Below are 24,201 nucleotides of genomic sequence, written 5' to 3' on the forward strand. Positions count from 1 at the left end.
GCGATTCTAAAAGGCTTATGTTTATATACAAAAATAGCATAAAAATCTAGTTATCCGCATAAAAACTGGACTTATCACACTTTATCAAGGTCAAAACCACTCAATTTACTACTAATTTACTACTTATGAATGAGCTTTGATACGACGATTTATCCTTGAAAAGTGAAGATATAAAGATACTTCCAATAAAATTTGAATATTTAATAGGTAGACACTTCAAAAAATGAGGTGTCTATTTTTTTACCCGATTTTGAAAGGAAGTGAACTTATGAAAACAAAAAATCAAGAATCAAAAGGTCGTTCCCCACTCTTTAAGACCATCAAACATTCATTCAGCCAATAAAAAAGAAAGGATAGGTAAAAATATGGAACTTAAATTTGTGATTCCCAACATGGAAAAAACATTCGGCAATTTAGAATTTGCTGGCGAGGATAAAGTCGTTCAGCGAAGAATCAACGGACGGCTAACTGTCTTATCAAGAAGCTATAATCTCTATTCTGATGTTCAAAGAGCAGATGATATTGTGGTGGTGCTTCCTGCTGAAGCTGGCGAAAAACATTTCGGCTTTGAGGAACGTGTGAAGTTAGTCAATCCACGTATTACCGCAGAGGGCTACAAAATCGGCACTCGTGGTTTTACAAATTACCTTTTACATGCTGACGACATGATAAAAGAATAAAGAAAGAGAGGAAAAATGATGAGATTAGCAAATGGCATTGTATTAGATAAAGACACGACTTTTGGAGAATTGAAATTCTCTGCTCTACGTCGTGAAGTGAGAATCCAAAATGAAGACGGGTCGGTTTCAGATGAAATCAAGGAACGTACCTATGACTTAAAATCCAAAGGACAAGGACGCATGATTCAAGTAAGTATTCCTGCCAGCGTGCCTTTGAAAGAGTTTGATTATAACGCACGGGTGGAACTTATCAATCCCATTGCGGACACCGTTGCTACTGCCACCTATCAAGGAGCAGATGTTGACTGGTATATCAAGGCAGACGATATTGTGCTGACAAAGGATTCTAGTTCATTCAAAGCTCAACCACAAGCAAAGAAAGAACCGACACAAGACAAATAGTCGCTAGGTAGAAAGGAGACTTTTTCGCATGAAACAGCGTGGTAAAAGGATTCGCCCATCTGGTAAAGATTTAGTCTTTCATTTTACGATAGCGTCACTCCTGCCTGTTTTCCTGCTGGTTGTCGGACTGTTTCATGTGAAGACAATCCAGCAGATCAACTGGCAGGATTTTAACCTATCACAAGCAGATAAGATTGACATTCCCTATTTAATTATCAGTTTCAGTGTCGCAATTCTTATCTGCTTGCTGGTAGCGTTTGTATTCAAACGGGTTCGCTATGATACGGTTAAACAACTTTACCACCGTCAAAAACTGGCAAAGATGATACTTGAAAACAAGTGGTATGAATCTGAACAGGTCAAAACAGAGGGTTTCTTTAAAGATAGTGCTGGTCGTACAAAGGAAAAGATAACCTACTTCCCTAAAATGTATTATCGACTTAAAAATGGCTTGATACAGATACGGGTGGAAATCACGCTGGGAAAATATCAAGACCAACTCTTACACTTGGAAAAGAAATTAGAGAGTGGCTTGTACTGTGAGCTGACGGATAAAGAGTTAAAGGATTCCTATGTGGAATATACTTTGCTCTATGACACCATAGCCAGTCGTATTTCTATTGATGAAGTAGAAGCTAAAGATGGTAAACTTCGCTTAATGAAAAACGTATGGTGGGAATATGATAAGCTCCCTCATATGTTGATTGCTGGTGGTACAGGTGGCGGTAAAACTTACTTTATACTGACACTGATTGAAGCCTTGCTTCATACAGATTCAAAACTGTATATTCTTGACCCGAAAAATGCTGATCTTGCGGACTTAGGTTCTGTGATGGCAAATGTCTACTATAGAAAAGAAGACTTGCTTTCTTGCATTGAAACATTCTATGAAGAAATGATGAAACGTAGTGAGGAAATGAAGCAGATGAAGAACTATAAGACTGGCAAAAATTATGCTTACTTAGGTCTCCCGGCACACTTCTTAATCTTTGATGAATACGTCGCTTTCATGGAAATGCTGGGAACAAAAGAAAACACCGCAGTTATGAATAAGCTGAAACAGATTGTCATGTTAGGTCGTCAAGCTGGCTTCTTTCTAATACTGGCTTGTCAACGTCCAGACGCAAAATATTTAGGCGACGGAATCCGTGATCAGTTTAATTTCAGAGTGGCTTTAGGTCGTATGTCTGAAATGGGCTATGGCATGATGTTTGGCAGTGACGTACAAAAGGATTTCTTCTTAAAGCGAATCAAAGGTCGTGGCTATGTTGATGTAGGAACAAGTGTCATATCAGAGTTTTATACTCCCCTTGTACCAAAAGGATATGATTTCTTGGAGGAAATTAAAAAGTTATCCAACAGCAGACAGTCCACGCAGGCGACGTGCGAAGCGGAAGTCGCAGGTGTGGACTGATCTTGCTGGCTGGTGTGGCAATAGCCACGCCAGCACTAACCCCCCGTATCTAACAGGGGGGTACAAATCGACAGGAAACAGTCAAAAAAACATTAGAAAATCCTTTGGTTACAAGGGATTTACAAAATTTCAGCATATGTCAAATGGGCTTTAAAAGTTGACATACGCCTTTTTGATTGGAGGGATTTTTACTGAATGAACAAACTTGGTTACAGCATTTAAAAGAAAAACGCTTGGCTTATGGACTATCTCAAAACCGTTTAGCTGTTGCGACTGGTATTACAAGGCAGTATCTAAGCGATATTGAAACAGGAAAAGTCAAGCCATCAGAGGATTTACAGCAGTCCCTTTGGGAAGCTCTGGAACGCTTCAATCCCGACGCTCCCCTTGAAATGCTGTTTGATTATGTAAGAATTCGCTTTCCGACAACAGACGTACAGCAGGTGGTCGAAAACATCTTACAACTGAAACTGTCCTATTTTCTTCATGAGGACTATGGTTTCTATTCTTATTCAGAGCATTATGCTTTAGGCGACATATTCGTCCTTTGCTCCCATGAACTGGACAAAGGAGTTCTGGTGGAATTGAAAGGTCGTGGGTGCAGACAATTTGAAAGCTATCTTCTGGCACAACAAAGAAGCTGGTATGAGTTCTTTATGGACGTTTTGGTGGCTGGCGGTGTGATGAAACGCCTTGACCTTGCCATTAACGATAAGACAGGGATTTTAAATATCCCTGTACTCACTGAAAAGTGCCAACAGGAAGAATGTATCTCCGTCTTCCGCAGTTTTAAAAGCTATCGCAGTGGCGAACTGGTACGCAAAGAGGAAAAGGAATGTATGGGAAACACCCTCTATATCGGTTCATTACAAAGTGAAGTTTATTTCTGTATCTATGAAAAGGACTACGAGCAGTACAAGAAAAATGATATTCCCATTGAAGACGCAGAAGTAAAAAACCGTTTTGAGATTCGATTGAAAAATGAGCGTGCCTATTATGCAGTCCGTGATTTACTCGTCTATGACAATCCAGAGCATACCGCCTTTAAAATTATCAATCGGTATATCCGTTTTGTAGATAAAGACGATTCCAAACCTCGTTCTGATTGGAAACTGAATGAAGAATGGGCTTGGTTTATTGGGAACAATCGTGAACGATTAAAACTAACCACAAAACCAGAGCCTTACTCCTTCCAAAGGACGCTGAACTGGCTATCTCATCAAGTTGCCCCGACCTTAAAGGTTGCGATTAAACTTGATGAAATCAACCAGACGCAGGTTGTAAAAGACATTCTCGACCATGCGAAACTGACAGACCGACACAAGCAGATTTTGAAGCAACAGTCAGTAAAAGAACAGGACGTGATAACAACAAAAAAAGGATATCTGTCAACCATACCAGTTGACAGATATCCAAAAAAAGATATAATGGGAGATAAGACGGTTCGTGTTCGTGCTGACTTGCACCATATCATAAAAATCGAAACAGCAAAGAATGGCGGAAACGTAAAAGAAGTTATGGAAATAAGACTTAGAAGCAAACTTAAGAGTGTGTTGATAGTGCATTATCTTAAAATTTTGTATAATAGGAATTGAAGTTAAATTAGATGCTAAAAATTTGTAATTAAGAAGGAGGGATTCGTCATGTTGGTATTCCAAATGCGTAATGTAGATAAAACATCTACTGTTTTGAAACAGACTAAAAACAGTGATTACGCAGATAAATAAATACGTTAGATTAATTCCTACCAGTGACTAATCTTATGACTTTTTAAACAGATAACTAAAATTACAAACAAATCGTTTAACTTCTGTATTTATTTACAGATGTAATCACTTCAGGAGTGATTACATGAACAAAAATATAAAATATTCTCAAAACTTTTTAACGAGTGAAAAAGTACTCAACCAAATAATAAAACAATTGAATTTAAAAGAAACCGATACCGTTTACGAAATTGGAACAGGTAAAGGGCATTTAACGACGAAACTGGCTAAAATAAGTAAACAGGTAACGTCTATTGAATTAGACAGTCATCTATTCAACTTATCGTCAGAAAAATTAAAACTGAATACTCGTGTCACTTTAATTCACCAAGATATTCTACAGTTTCAATTCCCTAACAAACAGAGGTATAAAATTGTTGGGAATATTCCTTACCATTTAAGCACACAAATTATTAAAAAAGTGGTTTTTGAAAGCCGTGCGTCTGACATCTATCTGATTGTTGAAGAAGGATTCTACAAGCGTACCTTGGATATTCACCGAACACTAGGGTTGCTCTTGCACACTCAAGTCTCGATTCAGCAATTGCTTAAGCTGCCAGCTGAATGCTTTCATCCTAAACCAAAAGTAAACAGTGCCTTAATAAAACTTACCCGCCATACCACAGATGTTCCAGATAAATAATAGAATGGGCAAAGCATAAAAACTTGCATGGACTAATGCTTGAAACCCAGGACAATAACCTTATAGCTTGTAAATTCTATCATAATTGTGGTTTCAAAATCGGCTCCGTCGATACTATGTTATACGCCAACTTTGAAAACAACTTTGAAAAAGCTGTTTTCTGGTATTTAAGGTTTTAGAATGCAAGGAACAGTGAATTGGAGTTCGTCTTGTTATAATTAGCTTCTTGGGGTATCTTTAAATACTGTAGAAAAGAGGAAGGAAATAATAAATGGCTAAAATGAGAATATCACCGGAATTGAAAAAACTGATCGAAAAATACCGCTGCGTAAAAGATACGGAAGGAATGTCTCCTGCTAAGGTATATAAGCTGGTGGGAGAAAATGAAAACCTATATTTAAAAATGACGGACAGCCGGTATAAAGGGACCACCTATGATGTGGAACGGGAAAAGGACATGATGCTATGGCTGGAAGGAAAGCTGCCTGTTCCAAAGGTCCTGCACTTTGAACGGCATGATGGCTGGAGCAATCTGCTCATGAGTGAGGCCGATGGCGTCCTTTGCTCGGAAGAGTATGAAGATGAACAAAGCCCTGAAAAGATTATCGAGCTGTATGCGGAGTGCATCAGGCTCTTTCACTCCATCGACATATCGGATTGTCCCTATACGAATAGCTTAGACAGCCGCTTAGCCGAATTGGATTACTTACTGAATAACGATCTGGCCGATGTGGATTGCGAAAACTGGGAAGAAGACACTCCATTTAAAGATCCGCGCGAGCTGTATGATTTTTTAAAGACGGAAAAGCCCGAAGAGGAACTTGTCTTTTCCCACGGCGACCTGGGAGACAGCAACATCTTTGTGAAAGATGGCAAAGTAAGTGGCTTTATTGATCTTGGGAGAAGCGGCAGGGCGGACAAGTGGTATGACATTGCCTTCTGCGTCCGGTCGATCAGGGAGGATATCGGGGAAGAACAGTATGTCGAGCTATTTTTTGACTTACTGGGGATCAAGCCTGATTGGGAGAAAATAAAATATTATATTTTACTGGATGAATTGTTTTAGTACCTAGATTTAGATGTCTAAAAAGCTTTAACTACAAGCTTTTTAGACATCTAATCTTTTCTGAAGTACATCCGCAACTGTCCATACTCTGATGTTTTATATCTTTTCTAAAAGTTCGCTAGATAGAGTTCTATATTAGAGATGTAAAGAGTTTTGGTGAAGAGGTTTGTGAGTATGGCTTTTATAACCAGGGTGCAATGAGAAGCACTAACAGCAGCTAGCTTAAGAACGCATAGGATATACTTTTTATGGAAGTCACAGAGGAGGAATAAAATTTGAACAGGATTAACAGAGTAACCTCTATTCTTATTCAGCTGCAATCAAAAAAAAATAATTCCTGCCAAAGAAATTGCACAGCGATTTAATATAAGCTTAAGGACAGTTTACAGAGATATCCGGACACTTGAAGAAGCCGGAATACCAATTGGATCTGAGGCCGGAAAAGGATATTTTCTTGTAGAGGGCTTCCTACTTCCGCCGGTAATGTTTACAGCGGCGGAAGTGGGTGCATTGATTACAGCAGGGAAATTTTTAAATTGCCATGGAGATGAATCATTTATAAAGGATTTTGATTCAGCTATGTATAAAATCAAATCTATTTTGAAGCATGGTGAAAAAAACTATGCACAGGAGTTGGAGAACAGTATTAACGTGTACAGCACATCTGGACAGAAAAATACATTGGCGGATAACGTTATTGCAGCAATTCAGACTGCAATCTGCAATAAAAGGGTAATATCAATTCAATATCCTGCATCAGGAGGGCAAGAACCGGAAAGCAGAATGATAGAGCCTATATCACTGGGGTTTTATGAACAGAACTGGTACTTAATCGGTTTTGCAGGCTAAGAAATGAATATAGGAATTTTCGTGTGGATCGGATTAAAAGCATTTGCATAGAAGAAGAGCTCTGTCAAAGCCATGATGGCTCTTTGGAACAAATATTAAAACAAATGCTTTCATATAAAAAACTATATGCCCTACAATGCCGTTGTAAAAATTGGGGAAAAGGGATATATTGATTTTATATCTTTCTCAAAATAAATATAAAAGCCCTTTAAAGAGGGCTTTTATATATTAATCACAAATCACTTATCACAAATCACTTATCACAAATCACAAGTGATTTGTGATTGTTGATGATAAAATAAGAATAAGAAGAAATAGAAAGAAGTGAGTGATTGTGGGAAATTTAGGCGCACAAAAAGAAAAACGAAATGATACACCAATCAGTGCAAAAAAAGATATAATGGGAGATAAGACGGTTCGTGTTCGTGCTGACTTGCACCATATCATAAAAATCGAAACAGCAAAGAATGGCGGAAACGTAAAAGAAGTTATGGAAATAAGACTTAGAAGCAAACTTAAGAGTGTGTTGATAGTGCAGTATCTTAAAATTTTGTGTATAATAGGAATTGAAGTTAAATTAGATGCTAAAAATTTGTAATTAAGAAGGAGGGATTCGTCATGTTGGTATTCCAAATGCGTAATGTAGATAAAACATCTACTGTTTTGAAACAGACTAAAAACAGTGATTACGCAGATAAATAAATACGTTAGATTAATTCCTACCAGTGACTAATCTTATGACTTTTTAAACAGATAACTAAAATTACAAACAAATCGTTTAACTTCTGTATTTATTTACAGATGTAATCACTTCAGGAGTGATTACATGAACAAAAATATAAAATATTCTCAAAACTTTTTAACGAGTGAAAAAGTACTCAACCAAATAATAAAACAATTGAATTTAAAAGAAACCGATACCGTTTACGAAATTGGAACAGGTAAAGGGCATTTAACGACGAAACTGGCTAAAATAAGTAAACAGGTAACGTCTATTGAATTAGACAGTCATCTATTCAACTTATCGTCAGAAAAATTAAAACTGAATACTCGTGTCACTTTAATTCACCAAGATATTCTACAGTTTCAATTCCCTAACAAACAGAGGTATAAAATTGTTGGGAATATTCCTTACCATTTAAGCACACAAATTATTAAAAAAGTGGTTTTTGAAAGCCGTGCGTCTGACATCTATCTGATTGTTGAAGAAGGATTCTACAAGCGTACCTTGGATATTCACCGAACACTAGGGTTGCTCTTGCACACTCAAGTCTCGATTCAGCAATTGCTTAAGCTGCCAGCGGAATGCTTTCATCCTAAACCAAAAGTAAACAGTGCCTTAATAAAACTTACCCGCCATACCACAGATGTTCCAGATAAATATTGGAAGCTATATACGTACTTTGTTTCAAAATGGGTCAATCGAGAATATCGTCAACTGTTTACTAAAAATCAGTTTCATCAAGCAATGAAACACGCCAAAGTAAACAATTTAAGTACCATTACTTATGAGCAAGTATTGTCTATTTTTAATAGTTATCTATTATTTAACGGGAGGAAATAATTCTATGAGTCGCTTTTTTAAATTTGGAAAGTTACACGTTACTAAAGGGAATGGAGATAAATTATTAGATATACTACTGACAGCTTCCAAGAAGCTAAAGAGGTCCCTAGCGCCTACGGGGAATTTGTATCGATAAGGGGTACAAATTCCCACTAAGCGCTCGGGACCCCTTGTAGGAAAATGTCCTAAGTGGGATATCTGTCAACTGGTATGGTTGACTAAAAATACTTCCTACGAAAATGTAGGGGGTATTTTTTTACGAAAAAATACAATCGATTCTTAAAAAGAAAAATTTTTGATTGGCAAAACCATAACAAGTTCGTTTTAGGGTTTTGATTTTGCGATTGATGCCTTCTAAAGGACCATTAGAGTATTCAAATTTAGCGCTATTTAAGACATATTTTCTGTTTTGACGAAGGGTTTGAATAGCAGTATCCATTTCTGTATTGGTTTTTTGGTAGTCTAAGATGGTTGACTCTAGTAATTCACTATTGCGCTCGTTTAGGGCTTTCGTGATATCTTGGTAAGTTTGGTATACTTCAGCGAACTTGGAAAATTTACTAGTAATGAGATCAACAGCATTTTGGCGAGTCATATATTGTTTAACGCCGCGAAGAAAAACTACTTCTTCAGGGTGAAGATCTTCAGCTTTTTTATGGAATAGCTTCCAATGTGACTTCATAATTTTATATTCTTGGCTCTGTTTATCAAGTTGCTTTAGGATAGAGATACGACAATTGTCCAAAGCGCGACCAGCTAATTGTACAAGGTGGAAGCGATCAATAATGATATTGGCATTAGGGAAAAGGCGATAGATAAAACTTTGATATTGAGCATTTAAATCAATTACAACTGATTGAACGCATTCGCGTTCGGCTTTTGAATAACGACTTTCAAAATAATCAACAATGGTAGGTGATAGACGATCCTGTAACTTTGTGACAATTTGGTGGGTTTCAGCGTCACAACAGATAAAGGACATCACAGACTTAATTGAACGAAACTCGTCAAAACATAGATGCTTAGGCAACTTAGCCACACGATAGTGTGGTTCCATGCGCTCTAAGATTGTTCGACGAACACTGCTAGGAGAGCAGTGACACATTTCAGCAATAAGCTGACCAGATAAGCCTTTACGAGCTAAAAGCATGATTTGATTTTTGAGATCACTGGATAAGGTTTGATTTTCTTTGGTTAAATTAGTAATAGCACCAAAAGTAGTATGGCATGATTTACATTTATAGCGTTGTTTACGAAGCTCTAGTTCATATCTTCTCCCATTTAAACTTGCCAGTCGTACATGAGTTTTGCGAAAGCCATCCTTATTAACTGTGGGAAAGCCACAGTTACGACAACGATTAATCGGATAAGAAAGAGTAGCTGTTATTAGCGTTATATACTCTTTAACAGAATCGTTGTTGTGTTCAGCTTCTTCAACAGAAATAATTTTAATATTTTTATCTTTAATTCCAAGAATATTTAGGATAGAATCATTATGGGACATTTGTTTAACCTTCTTTCATGATTTTTGTGGTGAATTGATTGTATAACGAGGGGACAGCAAATGTCCTCTTTTTTGTATAAAAAAATCTGGCATGGAATCTCTATCCATACCAGAAAGTGTATACCCCAAAAAAATAACTCAAATACAAATTCATTGAATATAGAGAGGAGAACATTTTTATGAATTTTGGACAAAACCTTTATAACTGGTTTCTATCAAACGCTCAATCACTGGTGCTTTTAGCAATCGTTGTGATTGGCTTGTATCTTGGCTTCAAGCGTGAGTTTAGCAAACTGATTGGCTTTTTAATTATTGCGATTATTGCGGTTGGCTTAGTCTTCAACGCTGCTGGAGTAAAAGACATTTTACTAGAGCTATTCAATCGCATTATTGGTGCTTAAATAAAACCGTTCTTTTGTGGAATATAAGTGGTTTTCTTATGTTCCGCAAAGGAATGGTACACCAAACGAAGTGCGGTAGGGATTTTTGAATCTCTACAAAGAAAGGACGTGAATATATGGACGATATGCAAGTCTATATTGCGAATTTAGGCAAATACAATGAGGGCGAATTGGTCGGTGCGTGGTTTACCTTTCCCATTGACTTTGAGGAAGTCAAAGAGAAAATCGGCTTGAATGATGAATATGAGGAATACGCCATTCATGACTACGAGTTACCCTTTACGGTTGACGAATACACTTCCATTGGCGAACTCAATCGACTATGGGAAATGGTATCGGAATTACCCGAAGAATTACAATCGGAGCTATCTGCTCTGCTCACTCATTTTTCAAGCATTGAAGAACTAAGCGAACATCAAGAGGATATTATCATTCATTCCGATTGTGATGATATGTATGACGTGGCACGCTACTACATTGAAGAAACGGGTGCTTTAGGCGAAGTACCAGCTAGTCTTCAAAACTATATTGATTATCAATCCTATGGTCGGGATTTAGACCTTTCAGGAACGTTTATCTCAACCAATCATGGGATTTTTGAAATCGTCTATTAAATCTGTCGGTACATTACTACTGGCAGATTTTCTATTTTACGGGGTGGCTCAATCAGCTACCCCTATTTTTTATGAAAGGATTGATTACATGAAGAAAATACGAAGCTATACCAGTATCTGGTCTGTGGAAAAGGTACTGTATTCTATCAATGATTTTAGACTTCCGTTTCCCATAACCTTTACGCAAATGACATGGTTTGTCGTGTCACTCTTTGCAGTGATGATACTTGGCAACTTGCCCCCTCTTTCCATGATAGAGGGAGCATTTCTCAAATACTTTGGGATTCCTGTGGCTTTCACATGGTTTATGTCTACAAAAACTTTTGATGGTAAAAAGCCTTATGGATTTTTGAAGTCTGTCATTGCTTATGCACTGCGACCAAAGCTGACCTATGCAGGAAAAAAAGTAACGCTTGGCAGAAACCAGCCACAAGAAGCCATTACAGCAGTTAGGAGTGAATTTTATGGCATATCCAATTAAATACATTGAAAACAATCTCGTCTGGAATAAAGACGGGGAATGTTATGCTTACTATGAGCTTGTTCCTTACAATTACTCATTTCTAAGTCCAGAACAGAAAATACAAGTGCATGATTCTTTCAGACAGCTTATCGCACAAAATCGTGATGGCAAAATTCATGCTTTACAAATCAGTACAGAATCCAGCATACGTTCTGCACAAGAGCGTTCCAAAAATGAAGTCACTGGCAAGCTCAAAGCGGTTGCCTATGACAAAATCGACCAACAGACAGACGCTTTAATATCCATGATTGGCGAAAATCAAGTGAACTACCGTTTCTTTATCGGCTTTAAGTTGCTTCTCAACGATCAGGAGTTTTCTATGAAAAGTCTTACCGTTGAAGCAAAAAATGCTTTGTCTGATTTTGTCTATGATGTGAACCATAAGCTGATGGGCGATTTTGTTAGTATGAGTAATGATGAAATCCTGCGTTTTCAGAAGATGGAAAAGCTCTTAGAAAATAAAATCTCTCGTCGTTTCAAAATCCGCAGGTTAGATAAGGACGACTTCGGCTATCTGATTGAACACCTTTACGGACAGACAGGCACTGCCTATGAAGAGTATGAGTACCATCTATCAAAGAAAAAGCTGGATAATGAAACGCTGATTAAATACTATGACTTGATTAAGCCTACTCGCTGTTTGGTGGAAGAAAAACAGCGATATTTGAAAATCCAGCAGGAAGATGAAACCGTCTATGTAGCTTACTTTACCATTAACAGCATTGTCGGAGAACTGGACTTCCCGTCCTCTGAAATCTTCTACTACCAGCAACAGCAATTTACATTCCCGATTGATACGTCAATGAATGTGGAAATTGTAGCGAATCGTAAAGCCCTATCTACTGTCCGCAATAAAAAGAAAGAACTGAAAGACTTGGATAACCACGCTTGGCAAAGTGATAATGAAACCAGCTCCAATGTGGCGGAAGCTCTGGAAAGTGTGAATGAGCTGGAAACCAATTTAGACCAAAGCAAGGAATCTATGTACAAGCTGTCTTATGTGGTAAGGGTATCAGCAAATGATCTTGACGAACTCAAACGTCGTTGTAATGAAGTGAAAGATTTTTATGACGATTTAAGCGTAAAACTGGTACGACCATTTGGGGATATGCTCGGCTTACATGAAGAATTTTTACCTGCCAGCAAGCGTTATATGAATGATTATATTCAATACGTGACCTCTGATTTCCTCGCTGGTTTAGGTTTTGGTGCTACTCAAATGCTGGGGGAAAATGAGGGGATTTATGTTGGCTACAGCTTAGATACTGGACGCAATGTCTATCTGAAACCTGCTCTTGCCAGTCAAGGGGTTAAGGGTTCAGTAACCAATGCGTTAGCGTCGGCTTTTGTTGGTTCGCTGGGTGGTGGTAAATCCTTTGCGAATAACCTTATCGTCTATTATGCGGTGCTTTATGGGGCACAAGCAGTGATTGTAGACCCAAAAGCAGAACGTGGCAGATGGAAAGAAACCTTGCCAGAGATTTCCCATGAAATCAATATCGTCACTCTGACTTCTGATGAGAAAAACAAAGGCTTACTTGACCCTTATGTGATTATGAAAAATCCCAAAGATTCTGAATCACTGGCTATTGATATTCTGACATTCCTTACGGGGATTTCCTCTCGTGATGGGGAACGCTTCCCAATCCTTAGAAAAGCCATTCGTGCAGTAACCAATAGTGAAGTACGAGGGTTGATGAAAGTGATTGAGGAATTACGGGTTGAGAATACGCCACTAAGTACCAGTATAGCCGACCATATCGAAAGTTTTACAGACTATGACTTTGCACATTTATTATTCAGTAATGGTTATGTGGAGCAGTCTATCAGCTTAGAAAAACAACTGAACATTATACAGGTTGCGGACTTGGTACTTCCCGACAAGGAAACTTCCTTTGAGGAATATACCACTATGGAGCTTTTATCCGTTGCTATGCTGATTGTCATTAGTACCTTTGCTTTAGACTTTATCCATACAGACCGAAGCATTTTCAAGATTGTAGATTTAGACGAAGCATGGAGCTTTTTACAGGTAGCACAAGGAAAAACACTATCTATGAAGCTGGTTCGGGCTGGTCGTGCTATGAACGCTGGGGTATATTTCGTGACCCAAAATACAGACGACCTCTTAGATGAAAAACTGAAAAATAACCTCGGCTTAAAATTTGCATTTCGTTCCACTGACCTTAACGAGATTAAAAAGACCTTAGCCTTTTTTGGTGTAGACCCAGAGGACGAAAACAATCAGAAGCGATTGCGTGATTTGGAAAACGGGCAATGCCTTATCAGTGATTTATATGGTCGTGTCGGTGTGATACAGTTCCACCCTGTATTTGAAGAACTGCTCCATGCCTTTGATACCAGACCACCTGTGCGAAAAGAGGTGTAAATGTGAAACCATCAATAGTAAACAGAATAAAATCAAACTGGACGCTGAAACGTCTAGGTAAAGTGGCAATGACAGTGGCTTTCACACTTGTGATTGCCATTTTTCTTTTAGCCATGCTGGGAACGGTGGTTCAAGCTGCGGGCTTGGTAGATGATACGGTCAATGTGGCAAATGAATACAGCCGATACCCACTTGAAAACTATCAACTGGATTTTTATGTGGATAATAGCTGGGGCTGGCTTCCGTGGAACTGGTCGGACGGGATTGGAAAACAGGTCATGTATGGACTATATGCCATTACCAATTTTATTTGGACAATCAGTTTGTATGTTTCCAATGCGACAGGTTACTTAGTACAGGAAGCCTATTCCTTAGACTTCATTTCCGCTACAGCAGATTCCATTGGTAAGAATATGCAGACCTTAGCTGGTGTGAGTGCAAACGGATTTTCAACAGAGGGTTTCTATGTTGGATTCCTCTTACTCTTGATTTTGGTTCTTGGGGTTTATGTTGCCTATACGGGACTGATAAAGAGAGAAACCACAAAGGCAATTCATGCCATTATGAATTTTGTGCTGGTGTTTATCCTATCGGCTTCCTTTATTGCCTACGCTCCCGACTACATTAAAAAAATCAATGACTTTTCATCAGACATCAGTAATGCCAGTTTATCACTTGGCACGAAGATTGTCATGCCCCATTCCGATAGTCAAGGCAAGGACAGCGTGGACTTAATCAGAGATAGCCTGTTTTCCATACAGGTTCAGCAACCGTGGCTACTGCTTCAATACAACAGTTCAGACATTGAAAGTATCGGTATTGACCGTGTGGAAAGCCTGCTCTCCACCAGCCCAGATTCCAACAATGGCGAAGATAGAGAAAAAATTGTTGCGGAAGAAATTGAAGACAGAAGCAATACCAATCTAACCATTACAAAGACCATTAACCGTTTAGGTACAGTCTTCTTCCTATTTGTCTTCAATATTGGGATTTCCATATTTGTATTCCTATTAACAGGAATCATGATTTTCTCGCAGGTACTTTTTATCATCTATGCTATGTTTCTGCCTGTGAGCTTTATTTTAAGCATGATTCCATCATTTGATGGTATGTCAAAACGAGCCATAACAAAGCTCTTTAATACCATTTTGACACGAGCTGGAATCACATTGATTATTACGACAGCATTTAGTATTTCAACCATGCTCTATACCTTATCGGCTGGTTATCCGTTCTTTTTGATTGCTTTTCTACAGATTGTGACCTTTGCAGGAATCTACTTCAAGCTGGGCGATTTAATGAGTATGTTTTCTCTACAGAGTAACGATTCTCAAAGTGTGGGAAGTCGTGTGATGAGAAAACCTCGTATGCTTATGCACGCTCACATGCACCGTCTACAGCGGAAACTTGGACGTTCCATGACTACTCTAGGGGCTGGGTCTGCCATTGTTACAGGTAAAAAAGGACAGTCGGGTTCGGGGAGTTCTGCAAGGACACAAGCAGATCACTCCCGACCAGACGGAAAGGAAAAATCAACACTTGGAAAACGTATCGGTCAAACCATCGGTACAGTAGCTGATACCAAAGACAGAATGGTAGACACTGCTAGTGGTTTGAAAGAACAGGTTAAAGATTTGCCGACCAATGCAAGATATGCAGTATATCAAGGAAAATCCAAAGTAAAAGAGAATGTCCGTGATTTAACCAGTAGTATTTCTCAAACCAAAGCGGACAGAGCCAGTGGACGCAAGGAACAGCAGGAACAAAGGCGAAAAACCATTGCGAAGCGTCGCTCTGAAATGGAACAGGTCAAACAGAAAAAACAGCCTGCTTCTTCTGTTCATGAAAGACCGACTACAAGACAAGAACAATATCATGATGAACAGACCTCAAAACAGTCTAATATTCAGACTTCATATAAGGAATCTCAACAAGCCAAACAAGAGCGTCCAGCAGTTAAGTCCGATTTTTCAAGTCCAAAAGTGGAACGCCAAGGCAATACCGTTCAAGAAAAAACCGTTCAAAAGCCAGCAACTTCAACCACTACAGTAGATAGAACTTCACAACGTCCAATCACAAAAGAACGTCCGTCTACTGTTCAAAGAGTACCACTACAAAATACAAGAAGTAGACCACCAATCAAAACCGCCACCATTAAGAAAGTCGGTAAGAAACCATGAAGTTGAAAACTTTAGTGATTGGTGGTTCTGGATTATTCTTGATGGTCTTCTCACTGCTTCTGTTTGTTGCCATTTTATTTTCAGATGAACAGGACAGCGGAATTTCCAATATTCATTATGGAGGTGTGAATGTTTCCGCAGAAGTGCTGGCTCATAAGCCTATGGTAGAAAAATATGCCAAAGAATATGGCGTTGAAGAATATGTCAACATACTTCTTGCGATTATACAGGTGGAATCGGGCGGTACTGCGGAAGATGTTATGCAGTCCTCGGAATCCCTCGGTCTTCCACCTAATTCATTGAGTACAGAAGAATCCATTAAGCAAGGTGTGAAGTATTTCAGTGAATTATTAGCCAGTAGCGAAAGGCTCAGTGTAGATTTAGAATCGGTTATCCAGTCCTACAATTATGGTGGTGGTTTCTTAGGGTATGTGGCTAATCGTGGAAATAAATATACCTTTGAACTGGCTCAAAGTTTCTCAAAAGAGTATTCAGGTGGCGAAAAAGTGTCTTACCCCAATCCCATAGCCATACCTATCAATGGGGGCTGGCGATACAACTATGGCAATATGTTTTATGTGCAACTGGTAACGCAGTATCTTGTCACAACAGAGTTTGATGATGATGATACGGTACAAGCCATCATGGACGAAGCACTGAAATATGAGGGCTGGCGATACGTTTACGGTGGAGCTTCCCCGACTACTTCTTTTGATTGTAGCGGACTGACACAATGGACGTATGGAAAAGCTGGAATTAACTTACCACGAACCGCACAACAGCAATATGATGTGACCCAGCATATCCCACTATCGGAAGCACAAGCTGGCGATTTGGTTTTCTTTCATTCTACCTATAACGCTGGCTCTTATATTACTCATGTTGGGATATACCTTGGCAATAACCGTATGTTTCATGCAGGCGACCCAATCGGTTATGCCGACTTAACAAGCCCCTACTGGCAACAGCATTTAGTGGGAGCAGGACGAATCAAACAATGAGAAAGGAAGATTTAATGATGAAATTTAGAAAAAATCAGAATAAAGAAAAACAGATACCAAAGGAAAAGAAACCTCGTGTCTACTATAAGGTCAATCCTCATAAAAAGGTTGTGATTGCCTTGTGGGTACTTTTAGGGCTTAGTTTCAGCTTTGCGATATTCAAGCACTTTACAGCTATAGATACTCATACTATTCACGAAACAACTATCATAGAAAAGGAATACGTTGATACTCATCATGTAGAAAATTTTGTAGAGAACTTTGCGAAAGTCTACTATTCATGGGAGCAATCCGATAAGTCCATTGATAATCGAATGGAAAGTCTAAAAGGCTATCTGACAGATGAACTTCAAGCTCTCAATGTTGATACAGTACGCAAAGATATTCCTGTATCGTCTTCTGTAAGAGGATTTCAGATATGGACGGTAGAGCCAACTGGCGACAATGAGTTTAATGTAACCTACAGTGTAGACCAGCTCATTACAGAGGGAGAAAATACAAAGACCGTCCACTCTGCTTATATAGTGAGTGTCTATGTAGATGGTTCTGGAAATATGGTACTGGTTAAGAATCCGACCATTACCAACATACCTAAGAAATCAAGTTATAAACCAAAAGCCATTGAAAGTGAGGGGACGGTTGATTCCATTACAACCAATGAAATCAATGAGTTTTTAACGACGTTCTTCAAGCTCTATCCTACAGCGACAGCCAGTGAACTTTCCTACTATGTGAATGACGGGATATTAAAACCAATCGGAAAAGAGTACATCTTTCAAGAACTGGTAAATCCTATTCACAATCGTAAGGATAATCAAGTCACGGTATCGCTGACAGTGGAGTATATCGACCAGCAGACCAAAGCAACGCAGGTATCTCAATTTGATTTGGTACTTGAAAAGAACGGGAGTAATTGGAAGATTATAGAATAACAAATATTGGTACATTATTACAGCTATTTTGTAATCACGTACTCTCTTTGATAAAAAATTGGAGATTCCTTTACAAATATGCTCTTACGTGCTATAATTTAAGTATCTATTTAAAAGGAGTTAATAAATATGCGGCAAGGTATTCTTAAATAAACTGTCAATTTGATAGTGGGAACAAATAATTGGATGTCCTTTTTTAGGAGGGCTTAGTTTTTTGTACCCAGTTTAAGAATACCTTTATCATGTGATTCTAAAGTATCCGGAGAATATCTGTATGCTTTGTATGCCTATGGTTATGCATAAAAATCCCAGTGATAAGAGTATTTATCACTGGGATTTTTATGCCCTTTTGGGCTTTTGAATGGAGGAAAATCACATGAAAATTATTAATATTGGAGTTTTAGCTCATGTTGATGCGGGAAAAACTACCTTAACAGAAAGCTTATTATATAACAGTGGAGCGATTACAGAATTAGGAAGCGTGGACAAAGGTACAACGAGGACGGATAATACGCTTTTAGAACGTCAGAGAGGAATTACAATTCAGACAGGAATAACCTCTTTTCAGTGGGAAAATACGAAGGTGAACATCATAGACACGCCAGGACATATGGATTTCTTAGCAGAAGTATATCGTTCATTATCAGTTTTAGATGGGGCAATTCTACTGATTTCTGCAAAAGATGGCGTACAAGCACAAACTCGTATATTATTTCATGCACTTAGGAAAATGGGGATTCCCACAATCTTTTTTATCAATAAGATTGACCAAAATGGAATTGATTTATCAACGGTTTATCAGGATATTAAAGAGAAACTTTCTGCCGAAATTGTAATCAAACAGAAGGTAGAACTGTATCCTAATATGTGTGTGACGAACTTTACCGAATCTGAACAATGGGATACGGTAATAGAGGGAAACGATGACCTTTTAGAGAAATATATGTCCGGTAAATCATTAGAAGCATTGGAACTCGAACAAGAGGAAAGCATAAGATTTCAGAATTGTTCTCTGTTCCCTCTTTATCATGGAAGTGCAAAAAGTAATATAGGGATTGATAACCTTATAGAAGTTATTACTAATAAATTTTATTCATCAACACATCGAGGTCCGTCTGAACTTTGCGGAAATGTTTTCAAAATTGAATATACAAAAAAAAGACAACGTCTTGCATATATACGCCTTTATAGTGGAGTACTACATTTACGAGATTCGGTTAGAGTATCAGAAAAAGAAAAAATAAAAGTTACAGAAATGTATACTTCAATAAATGGTGAATTATGTAAGATTGATAGAGCTTATTCTGGAGAAATTGTTATTTTGCAAAATGAGTTTTTGAAGTTAAATAGTGTTCTTGGAGATACAAAACTATTGCCACAGAGAAAAAAGATTGAAAATCCGCACCCTCTACTACAAACAACTGTTGAACCGAGTAAACCTGAACAGAGAGAAATGTTGCTTGATGCCCTTTTGGAAATCTCCGACAGTGACCCGCTTCTGCGATATTATGTGGATTCTGCGACACATGAAATCATACTTTCTTTCTTAGGGAAAGTACAAATGGAAGTGACTTGTGCTCTGCTGCAAGAAAAGTATCATGTGGAGATAGAAATAAAAGAGCCTACAGTCATTTATATGGAAAGACCGTTAAAAAAAGCTGAGTATACCATTCACATCGAAGTTCCACCGAATCCTTTCTGGGCTTCCATTGGTCTATCTGTAGCACAGCTTCCATTAGGGAGCGGAGTACAGTATGAGAGCTCGGTTTCTCTTGGATACTTAAATCAATCGTTTCAAAATGCAGTTATGGAGGGGATACGCTATGGCTGTGAACAAGGATTGTATGGTTGGAATGTGACGGACTGTAAAATCTGTTTTAAGTATGGCTTATACTATAGCCCTGTTAGTACCCCAGCAGATTTTCGGATGCTTGCTCCTATTGTATTGGAACAAGTCTTAAAAAAAGCTGGAACAGAATTGTTAGAGCCATATCTTAGTTTTAAAATTTATGCGCCACAGGAATATCTTTTACGAGCATACAACGATGCTCCTAAATATTGTGCGAACATCGTAGACACTCAATTGAAAAATAATGAGGTCATTCTTAGTGGAGAAATCCCTGCTCGGTGTATTCAAGAATATCGTAGTGATTTAACTTTCTTTACAAATGGACGTAGTGTTTGTTTAACAGAGTTAAAAGGGTACCATGTTACTACCGGTGAACCTGTTTGCCAGCCCCGTCGTCCAAATAGTCGGATAGATAAAGTACGATATATGTTCAATAAAATAACTTAGTGTATTTTATGTTGTTATATAAATATGGTTTCTTGTTAAATAAGATGAAATATTTTTTAATAAAGATTTGAATTAAAGTGTAAAGGAGGAGATAGTTATTATAAACTACAAGTGGATATTGTGTCCTGTATGTGGAAATAAAACACGATTAAAGATAAGGGAAGATACTGAATTAAAAAAATTCCCCCTCTATTGTCCGAAATGCAGACAAGAAAATTTAATTGAAATAAAGCAGTTCAAAGTAACTGTGATTACAGAGCCAGACGCAAAGACGCAGAGCCGATAAAATGAGATTAATACAATCTCATTTTATCGGCTCTTTCCGTTATGTATGGATTCTTTTAATTAGTCTTCGATGTTTCTTGCTTCGTTGATACCGCTGGCTAAAGATTCCATTAAGGATAGTTCTTTGTCTGTAAAGCTATCCATGTATTTCTCTATCTGTAATCGTCGGGTGCTTTTTACCAAGTTATTAGCAGGTAAGAAAAATTCATCAACGGAAACATGAAGTAACGATACAAGGTCATAAAGAACTTGTATGCTGGGGTGTTGCCCTTTATTTTCAATATTAGTTAAGTACCGTGGGTCAATTTCAATCAATGCTCCCACTTGTTCACGAGTTAAACCTCGTTTCAATCGAGCTTCTTTAATGGCTAAACCAAAGGCTCTAAAATCATATTTATCTTCTTTTTTACGCATAGTAGACCACCTCTATACATTTTATTGTTCCTACTGAATTAAAAACAGGTATAGAAAAACGTGTTATATGGTTTATAGGTTTATATTTAATAAAAAGCACTACTAAACGCCAATAAAAAAAACCGTTATATGGTAGTGCTATTTACGCTGTTAAAATATTGTATATTACTTCCAAATGGCGGTTTGTTGGAGGTCAACGTCGCCATGAAGTACATCATATACAATAAATTTCCTTACATTGGGTTCTTGTCAAAAAAAGTCGTCTATCTGCAATAGATAAGTACGTCCACCAATGTGGTTTTATAAATCATATAGATAGAATAACAGAAGCATGTAAACAGAGAAATAAATCTGTTTATATGCTTTTTTGGCTATTCAGAACTTTTTTACAAAGTTTATTTATCAGTAATGCAACAAATCCCCCTTTCACATTGGGACTAAGAGTGAAAGGAGATAAACGAGCAAGGCTCACTTCCTTTCCTAGACAGAAAGGGGGTGAGAAACATGAAACCATCTTCTTTTCAGACCACAATAGAAAATCAGTTTGACTATATCTGTAAACGTGCTATGGAAGACGAGCGAAAGAATTATATGCTTTATCTTTCAAGGATTGCAAAGCGTGAGGTGTCCTTTTCGGATGTTGGCGATTATCTTGTTAGCCAGTTTGCGACAACAGATAACTATTCAACTGACTTTCAGATTTTTACACTCAATGGGTTATCAGTAGGCGTTGAAAATGATTTGTTGAGTGAAGCATTACGTGAGTTGCCAGACAAGAAACGTGAAATTCTACTGCTGTTTTACTTTATGGACATGAGCGATTCAGAAATTGCAGACCTGTTGAAATTGAACCGTTCTACTGTCTATCGGCATAGAACCAGTGGACTAGCCTTAATTAAAAAGTTTATGGAGGAATTTGAAGAATGAAAACACAATATCCTATGATTCCCTTTCCTCTCATTGTAAAGGCAACAGATGGCGATACCGAAGCGATTAACCAGATTCTACATCATTACAGAGGGTACATAACGAAGCGTTCCCTACGACTTATGAAAGATGAATATGGCAATCAAAGTATGGTCGTTGATGAAGTCTTACGTGGAAGAATGGAAACCAGACTGATTACAAAGATTTTGTCATTTGAAATTAAGTAATATCCTCTCTCCTTTCGTGGAAGCGTGCTAAACCATTCCACGCTTCCCGAACAGGGAGGTTTGTTATTCCACCAAAGCATATTGAGCTTTCAATGTGTTTTGATAGGCTAACGAGCCATTGTTCTTTGAAAACTGAATAAAAGTAATCGAATACGTTTCGATAAGAAAAGAGCCAACGGAACTAACCGCCATGACCTATCTTATAAAGATAGCGAGCGATTCATGTTAGTGATCCGAGAAGCAATCTTTAGCAGGATTGCCTGCAACGACATTCTTATCGTGATAATGATACTCCCATACAGTCAATAGTCCGAGCGTGATAAAACCGTCGCAGGCAATGAGTATGGCTACATGAGAACCATGCAGGGGTGGAACTCCCGTGAGCTTTGCTAAAGCTGTTCGATTGCTGGTAAAACAACTTTTATGAAATCCAAATAAGTGATTTGGAAAGGAGGATTTTATGAAGCAGACTGACATTCCGATTTGGGAACGTTATACCCTAACCATTGAAGAAGCGTCAAAATATTTTCGTATTGGCGAAAACAAGCTACGACGCTTGGCAGAGGAAAATAAAAATGCAAATTGGCTGATTATGAATGGCAATCGTATTCAGATTAAACGAAAACAATTTGAAAAAATTATAGATACATTGGACGCAATCTAGCGTCGCCAAAGGGTCTTGTATATGATAAAATAGTATTAAGTCGTATCAAGGCTCTTTCCATAATGGAAAGGAGCAAATGCCATGTCAGAAAAAAGACGTGACAATAAAGGTCGAATTTTAAAGACTGGAGAGAGCCAACGAAAAGACGGAAGATACTTATACAAATATACAGATTCATTTGGAGAACCGCAATTTGTTTACTCGTGGAAACTTGTGGCTACAGACAGAGTACCAGCAGGAAAGCGTGATTGTATCTCACTTAGGGAGAAAATCGCAGAGTTACAGAAAGACATTCATGATGGTATTGATGTTGTAGGAAAGAAAATGACACTCTGCCAGCTTTACGCAAAACAGAACGCTCAAAGACCAAAGGTTAGAAAAAATACTGAAACTGGACGCAAATATCTTATGGATATTTTGAAGAAAGACAAGTTAGGTGTAAGAAGTATTGACAGTATTAAGCCATCAGACGCTAAAGAATGGGCTATTAGAATGAGTGAAAATGGTTATGCTTATCAAACCATCAATAACTACAAACGTTCTTTAAAGGCTTCATTCTATATTGCTATACAAGATGATTGTGTTCGGAAGAATCCATTTGACTTTCAACTGAAAGCAGTTCTTGATGATGATACTGTCCCTAAGACCGTACTAACAGAAGAACAGGAAGAAAAACTGTTAGCCTTTGCAAAAGCTGATAAAACCTACAGCAAAAATTATGATGAAATTCTGATACTCTTAAAAACAGGTCTTCGTATTTCAGAGTTTGGTGGTTTGACACTTCCAGATTTAGATTTTGAGAATCGTCTTGTCAATATAGACCATCAGCTATTGAGAGATACTGAAATTGGGTACTACATTGAAACACCAAAGACCAAAAGTGGTGAACGTCAAGTTCCTATGGTTGAAGAAGCCTATCAAGCATTTAAGCGAGTGTTAGCGAATCGAAAGAATGATAAGCGTGTTGAGATTGATGGATATAGTGATTTCCTCTTTCTTAATAGAAAGAACTATCCAAAAGTGGCGAGTGACTATAATGGTATGATGAAAGGTCTTGTTAAGAAATACAACAAGTATAATGATGATAAGTTACCACACATCACTCCACATAGTTTGCGACATACATTCTGTACCAACTATGCAAATGCAGGAATGAATCCAAAGGCATTACAGTACATTATGGGACATGCTAATATAGCCATGACGCTGAACTATTACGCACATGCAACATTCGATTCTGCAATGGCAGAAATGAAACGCTTGAATAAAGAGAAGCAACAGGAGCGTCTTGTTGCTTAGTAGTACAAATGAATTTACTACTTATTTACCACTTCTGACAGCTAAGACATGAGGAAATATGCAAAGAAACGTGAAGTATCTTCCTACAGTAAAAATACTCGAAAGCACATAGAATAAGGCTTTACGAGCATTTAAGAAAATATAAAAAGATAATTAGAAAT

The 24,201-nt window shown here is 37.9% G+C and carries 25 protein-coding genes and 7 pseudogenes; 29 read left to right on the forward strand and 3 right to left on the reverse strand.

Annotation, left to right across the window (positions count from 1 at the left end; translation table 11 throughout):
- Positions 1-365 precede the first annotated feature (365 nt).
- The 15 genes and pseudogenes from EO117_RS01020 (at position 366) to erm(B) (ending at position 8,384) form a co-directional block, all read left to right on the forward strand.
- A complete protein-coding gene (locus tag EO117_RS01020) occupies positions 366-680 on the forward strand; it encodes a YdcP family protein (RefSeq protein WP_000420682.1) in 315 nt (104 codons plus the stop codon).
- A gap of 15 nt (positions 681-695) precedes the next feature.
- The gene (locus tag EO117_RS01025) at positions 696-1,082 is read left to right on the forward strand and encodes a YdcP family protein (protein ID WP_000985015.1); all 387 of its coding nucleotides are present in this window, start codon (positions 696-698) and stop codon (positions 1,080-1,082) included.
- Between the two features lie 28 nt (positions 1,083-1,110).
- The gene (locus EO117_RS01030; RefSeq protein WP_000813488.1) at positions 1,111-2,496 is read left to right on the forward strand and encodes an FtsK/SpoIIIE domain-containing protein; all 1,386 of its coding nucleotides are present in this window, start codon (positions 1,111-1,113) and stop codon (positions 2,494-2,496) included.
- 2 nt (positions 2,497-2,498) lie between these two features.
- Positions 2,499-2,650 (forward strand): annotated as a pseudogene (locus tag EO117_RS01035) (conjugal transfer protein).
- A 22-nt stretch (positions 2,651-2,672) separates the two neighbouring features.
- Positions 2,673-3,875, forward strand: a pseudogene (mobT, locus tag EO117_RS01040) (MobT family relaxase); the annotation flags it as partial.
- Positions 3,876-3,923: 48 nt separating this feature from the next.
- Positions 3,924-4,091: an MLS leader peptide gene (locus EO117_RS09360; RefSeq protein WP_000502600.1), complete on the forward strand. Its 168-nt coding sequence runs from the start codon at positions 3,924-3,926 to the stop codon at positions 4,089-4,091.
- Between the two features lie 48 nt (positions 4,092-4,139).
- Positions 4,140-4,223, forward strand: a complete 84-nt coding sequence (locus tag EO117_RS01045) for a 23S rRNA methyltransferase attenuation leader peptide (RefSeq protein WP_001814874.1) — start codon at positions 4,140-4,142, stop codon at positions 4,221-4,223.
- A gap of 124 nt (positions 4,224-4,347) precedes the next feature.
- Positions 4,348-4,902: pseudogene (locus EO117_RS01050) on the forward strand (rRNA adenine N-6-methyltransferase family protein); the annotation flags it as partial.
- A 2-nt stretch (positions 4,903-4,904) separates the two neighbouring features.
- Positions 4,905-5,084: pseudogene (locus tag EO117_RS01055) on the forward strand (GNAT family N-acetyltransferase); the annotation flags it as partial.
- A 92-nt stretch (positions 5,085-5,176) separates the two neighbouring features.
- Entirely contained in the window at positions 5,177-5,971 is a 795-nt protein-coding gene (aph(3')-IIIa, locus tag EO117_RS01060; protein WP_001096887.1) for an aminoglycoside O-phosphotransferase APH(3')-IIIa, read from the forward strand.
- 483 nt (positions 5,972-6,454) lie between these two features.
- Positions 6,455-6,948, forward strand: a pseudogene (locus EO117_RS09460) (helix-turn-helix transcriptional regulator); the annotation flags it as partial.
- Positions 6,938-7,015, forward strand: a pseudogene (locus tag EO117_RS09465) (topoisomerase); the annotation flags it as partial. The pseudogenes EO117_RS09460 and EO117_RS09465, both read left to right, overlap by 11 nt.
- Before the next feature lie 133 nt (positions 7,016-7,148).
- Positions 7,149-7,390, forward strand: a pseudogene (locus tag EO117_RS09450) (peptide-binding protein).
- Positions 7,391-7,438: 48 nt separating this feature from the next.
- Positions 7,439-7,522, forward strand: a complete 84-nt coding sequence (locus EO117_RS01085) for a 23S rRNA methyltransferase attenuation leader peptide (RefSeq protein WP_001814874.1) — start codon at positions 7,439-7,441, stop codon at positions 7,520-7,522.
- Positions 7,523-7,646: 124 nt separating this feature from the next.
- A complete protein-coding gene (gene erm(B) / locus EO117_RS01090) occupies positions 7,647-8,384 on the forward strand; it encodes a 23S rRNA (adenine(2058)-N(6))-methyltransferase Erm(B) (RefSeq protein ID WP_050143600.1) in 738 nt (245 codons plus the stop codon).
- A gap of 256 nt (positions 8,385-8,640) precedes the next feature.
- On the opposite strand, the gene EO117_RS01100 is transcribed toward erm(B), so the two are convergent.
- The gene (locus EO117_RS01100; protein WP_000019067.1) at positions 8,641-9,888 is read right to left on the reverse strand and encodes an ISL3 family transposase; all 1,248 of its coding nucleotides are present in this window, start codon (positions 9,886-9,888) and stop codon (positions 8,641-8,643) included.
- A 179-nt stretch (positions 9,889-10,067) separates the two neighbouring features.
- Between EO117_RS01100 and EO117_RS01105 the strand changes: the two genes are divergently transcribed.
- From EO117_RS01105 to EO117_RS01150, 10 genes are all read left to right on the forward strand, one after another.
- The gene (locus tag EO117_RS01105; protein WP_001009056.1) at positions 10,068-10,289 is read left to right on the forward strand and encodes a hypothetical protein; all 222 of its coding nucleotides are present in this window, start codon (positions 10,068-10,070) and stop codon (positions 10,287-10,289) included.
- Between the two features lie 116 nt (positions 10,290-10,405).
- Entirely contained in the window at positions 10,406-10,903 is a 498-nt protein-coding gene (locus tag EO117_RS01110; protein ID WP_126938698.1) for an antirestriction protein ArdA, read from the forward strand.
- A gap of 88 nt (positions 10,904-10,991) precedes the next feature.
- The gene (locus EO117_RS01115; RefSeq protein ID WP_000723888.1) at positions 10,992-11,384 is read left to right on the forward strand and encodes a conjugal transfer protein; all 393 of its coding nucleotides are present in this window, start codon (positions 10,992-10,994) and stop codon (positions 11,382-11,384) included.
- Positions 11,368-13,815 carry an ATP-binding protein gene (locus tag EO117_RS01120; protein WP_000331160.1) on the forward strand — a complete coding sequence of 816 codons (2,448 nt, stop codon included), beginning with the start codon at positions 11,368-11,370 and terminating at the stop codon, positions 13,813-13,815. Before EO117_RS01115 ends, EO117_RS01120 begins: the two co-directional genes overlap by 17 nt.
- 2 nt (positions 13,816-13,817) lie before the next feature.
- Complete coding sequence (locus EO117_RS01125; RefSeq protein WP_126938699.1) at positions 13,818-15,995, forward strand: CD3337/EF1877 family mobilome membrane protein; 2,178 nt, start codon at positions 13,818-13,820, stop codon at positions 15,993-15,995.
- Positions 15,992-16,996 carry a lysozyme family protein gene (locus tag EO117_RS01130; protein WP_126938700.1) on the forward strand — a complete coding sequence of 335 codons (1,005 nt, stop codon included), beginning with the start codon at positions 15,992-15,994 and terminating at the stop codon, positions 16,994-16,996. The genes EO117_RS01125 and EO117_RS01130 overlap by 4 nt, the downstream gene beginning before the upstream one ends.
- Complete coding sequence (locus tag EO117_RS01135; protein ID WP_001224320.1) at positions 16,993-17,928, forward strand: conjugal transfer protein; 936 nt, start codon at positions 16,993-16,995, stop codon at positions 17,926-17,928. The genes EO117_RS01130 and EO117_RS01135 overlap by 4 nt, the downstream gene beginning before the upstream one ends.
- Positions 17,929-18,172: 244 nt before the next feature.
- The gene (locus EO117_RS01140) at positions 18,173-18,289 is read left to right on the forward strand and encodes a tetracycline resistance determinant leader peptide (protein WP_001814923.1); all 117 of its coding nucleotides are present in this window, start codon (positions 18,173-18,175) and stop codon (positions 18,287-18,289) included.
- A 15-nt stretch (positions 18,290-18,304) separates the two neighbouring features.
- Positions 18,305-20,224: a tetracycline resistance ribosomal protection protein Tet(M) gene (gene tet(M), locus EO117_RS01145; RefSeq protein WP_126938701.1), complete on the forward strand. Its 1,920-nt coding sequence runs from the start codon at positions 18,305-18,307 to the stop codon at positions 20,222-20,224.
- Between the two features lie 118 nt (positions 20,225-20,342).
- Positions 20,343-20,510, forward strand: a complete 168-nt coding sequence (locus EO117_RS01150) for a cysteine-rich KTR domain-containing protein (protein ID WP_000336323.1) — start codon at positions 20,343-20,345, stop codon at positions 20,508-20,510.
- Between the two features lie 59 nt (positions 20,511-20,569).
- Here EO117_RS01150 and EO117_RS01155 read toward each other — a convergent pair whose 3' ends face one another.
- Complete coding sequence (locus EO117_RS01155) at positions 20,570-20,923, reverse strand: helix-turn-helix transcriptional regulator (RefSeq protein WP_001227347.1); 354 nt, start codon at positions 20,921-20,923, stop codon at positions 20,570-20,572.
- Positions 20,924-21,427: 504 nt separating this feature from the next.
- Between EO117_RS01155 and EO117_RS01165 the strand changes: the two genes are divergently transcribed.
- Together EO117_RS01165 and EO117_RS01170 are read left to right on the forward strand one after the other, a co-directional pair.
- A complete protein-coding gene (locus EO117_RS01165; protein ID WP_000804885.1) occupies positions 21,428-21,850 on the forward strand; it encodes a sigma-70 family RNA polymerase sigma factor in 423 nt (140 codons plus the stop codon).
- Positions 21,847-22,077, forward strand: a complete 231-nt coding sequence (locus EO117_RS01170; protein WP_000857133.1) for a helix-turn-helix domain-containing protein — start codon at positions 21,847-21,849, stop codon at positions 22,075-22,077. The genes EO117_RS01165 and EO117_RS01170 overlap by 4 nt, the downstream gene beginning before the upstream one ends.
- Before the next feature lie 225 nt (positions 22,078-22,302).
- On the opposite strand, the gene EO117_RS09365 is transcribed toward EO117_RS01170, so the two are convergent.
- Positions 22,303-22,554, reverse strand: coding sequence for a hypothetical protein (locus EO117_RS09365; protein ID WP_001845478.1), 252 nt, complete (start codon positions 22,552-22,554; stop codon positions 22,303-22,305).
- On the opposite strand from EO117_RS09365, the gene EO117_RS01180 reads away from it, so the two are divergent.
- Together EO117_RS01180 and EO117_RS01185 are read left to right on the forward strand one after the other, a co-directional pair.
- The gene (locus EO117_RS01180; protein WP_000814511.1) at positions 22,538-22,741 is read left to right on the forward strand and encodes an excisionase; all 204 of its coding nucleotides are present in this window, start codon (positions 22,538-22,540) and stop codon (positions 22,739-22,741) included. The two genes, EO117_RS09365 and EO117_RS01180, sit on opposite strands and share 17 nt — an antisense overlap.
- An 81-nt stretch (positions 22,742-22,822) precedes the next feature.
- On the forward strand, positions 22,823-24,040 hold the full coding sequence (locus EO117_RS01185; protein WP_126938702.1) for a tyrosine-type recombinase/integrase: 1,218 nt from the start codon (positions 22,823-22,825) through the stop codon (positions 24,038-24,040).
- The last annotated feature ends 161 nt before the right edge of the window (positions 24,041-24,201 follow it).

Source organism: Veillonella sp. VA142 (assembly GCF_003992135.1).
Classification (GTDB): Bacteria; Bacillota; Negativicutes; order Veillonellales; family Veillonellaceae; genus F0422.

Coding starts and splice junctions, on each gene's coding strand:
- EO117_RS01020 (WP_000420682.1), top strand. CDS start 366: ATGGAACTTAAATTTGTGATTCCCAACATGGAAAAAACATTCGGCAAT.
- EO117_RS01025 (WP_000985015.1), top strand. CDS start 696: ATGATGAGATTAGCAAATGGCATTGTATTAGATAAAGACACGACTTTT.
- EO117_RS01030 (WP_000813488.1), top strand. CDS start 1,111: ATGAAACAGCGTGGTAAAAGGATTCGCCCATCTGGTAAAGATTTAGTC.
- EO117_RS09360 (WP_000502600.1), top strand. CDS start 3,924: ATGGGAGATAAGACGGTTCGTGTTCGTGCTGACTTGCACCATATCATA.
- EO117_RS01045 (WP_001814874.1), top strand. CDS start 4,140: ATGTTGGTATTCCAAATGCGTAATGTAGATAAAACATCTACTGTTTTG.
- EO117_RS01085 (WP_001814874.1), top strand. CDS start 7,439: ATGTTGGTATTCCAAATGCGTAATGTAGATAAAACATCTACTGTTTTG.
- EO117_RS01100 (WP_000019067.1), bottom strand. CDS start 9,888: ATGTCCCATAATGATTCTATCCTAAATATTCTTGGAATTAAAGATAAA.
- EO117_RS01105 (WP_001009056.1), top strand. CDS start 10,068: ATGAATTTTGGACAAAACCTTTATAACTGGTTTCTATCAAACGCTCAA.
- EO117_RS01110 (WP_126938698.1), top strand. CDS start 10,406: ATGGACGATATGCAAGTCTATATTGCGAATTTAGGCAAATACAATGAG.
- EO117_RS01115 (WP_000723888.1), top strand. CDS start 10,992: ATGAAGAAAATACGAAGCTATACCAGTATCTGGTCTGTGGAAAAGGTA.
- EO117_RS01120 (WP_000331160.1), top strand. CDS start 11,368: ATGGCATATCCAATTAAATACATTGAAAACAATCTCGTCTGGAATAAA.
- EO117_RS01130 (WP_126938700.1), top strand. CDS start 15,992: ATGAAGTTGAAAACTTTAGTGATTGGTGGTTCTGGATTATTCTTGATG.
- EO117_RS01135 (WP_001224320.1), top strand. CDS start 16,993: ATGAGAAAGGAAGATTTAATGATGAAATTTAGAAAAAATCAGAATAAA.
- EO117_RS01155 (WP_001227347.1), bottom strand. CDS start 20,923: ATGCGTAAAAAAGAAGATAAATATGATTTTAGAGCCTTTGGTTTAGCC.
- EO117_RS01165 (WP_000804885.1), top strand. CDS start 21,428: ATGAAACCATCTTCTTTTCAGACCACAATAGAAAATCAGTTTGACTAT.
- EO117_RS01170 (WP_000857133.1), top strand. CDS start 21,847: ATGAAAACACAATATCCTATGATTCCCTTTCCTCTCATTGTAAAGGCA.
- EO117_RS01180 (WP_000814511.1), top strand. CDS start 22,538: ATGAAGCAGACTGACATTCCGATTTGGGAACGTTATACCCTAACCATT.
- EO117_RS09365 (WP_001845478.1), bottom strand. CDS start 22,554: ATGTCAGTCTGCTTCATAAAATCCTCCTTTCCAAATCACTTATTTGGA.
- EO117_RS01185 (WP_126938702.1), top strand. CDS start 22,823: ATGTCAGAAAAAAGACGTGACAATAAAGGTCGAATTTTAAAGACTGGA.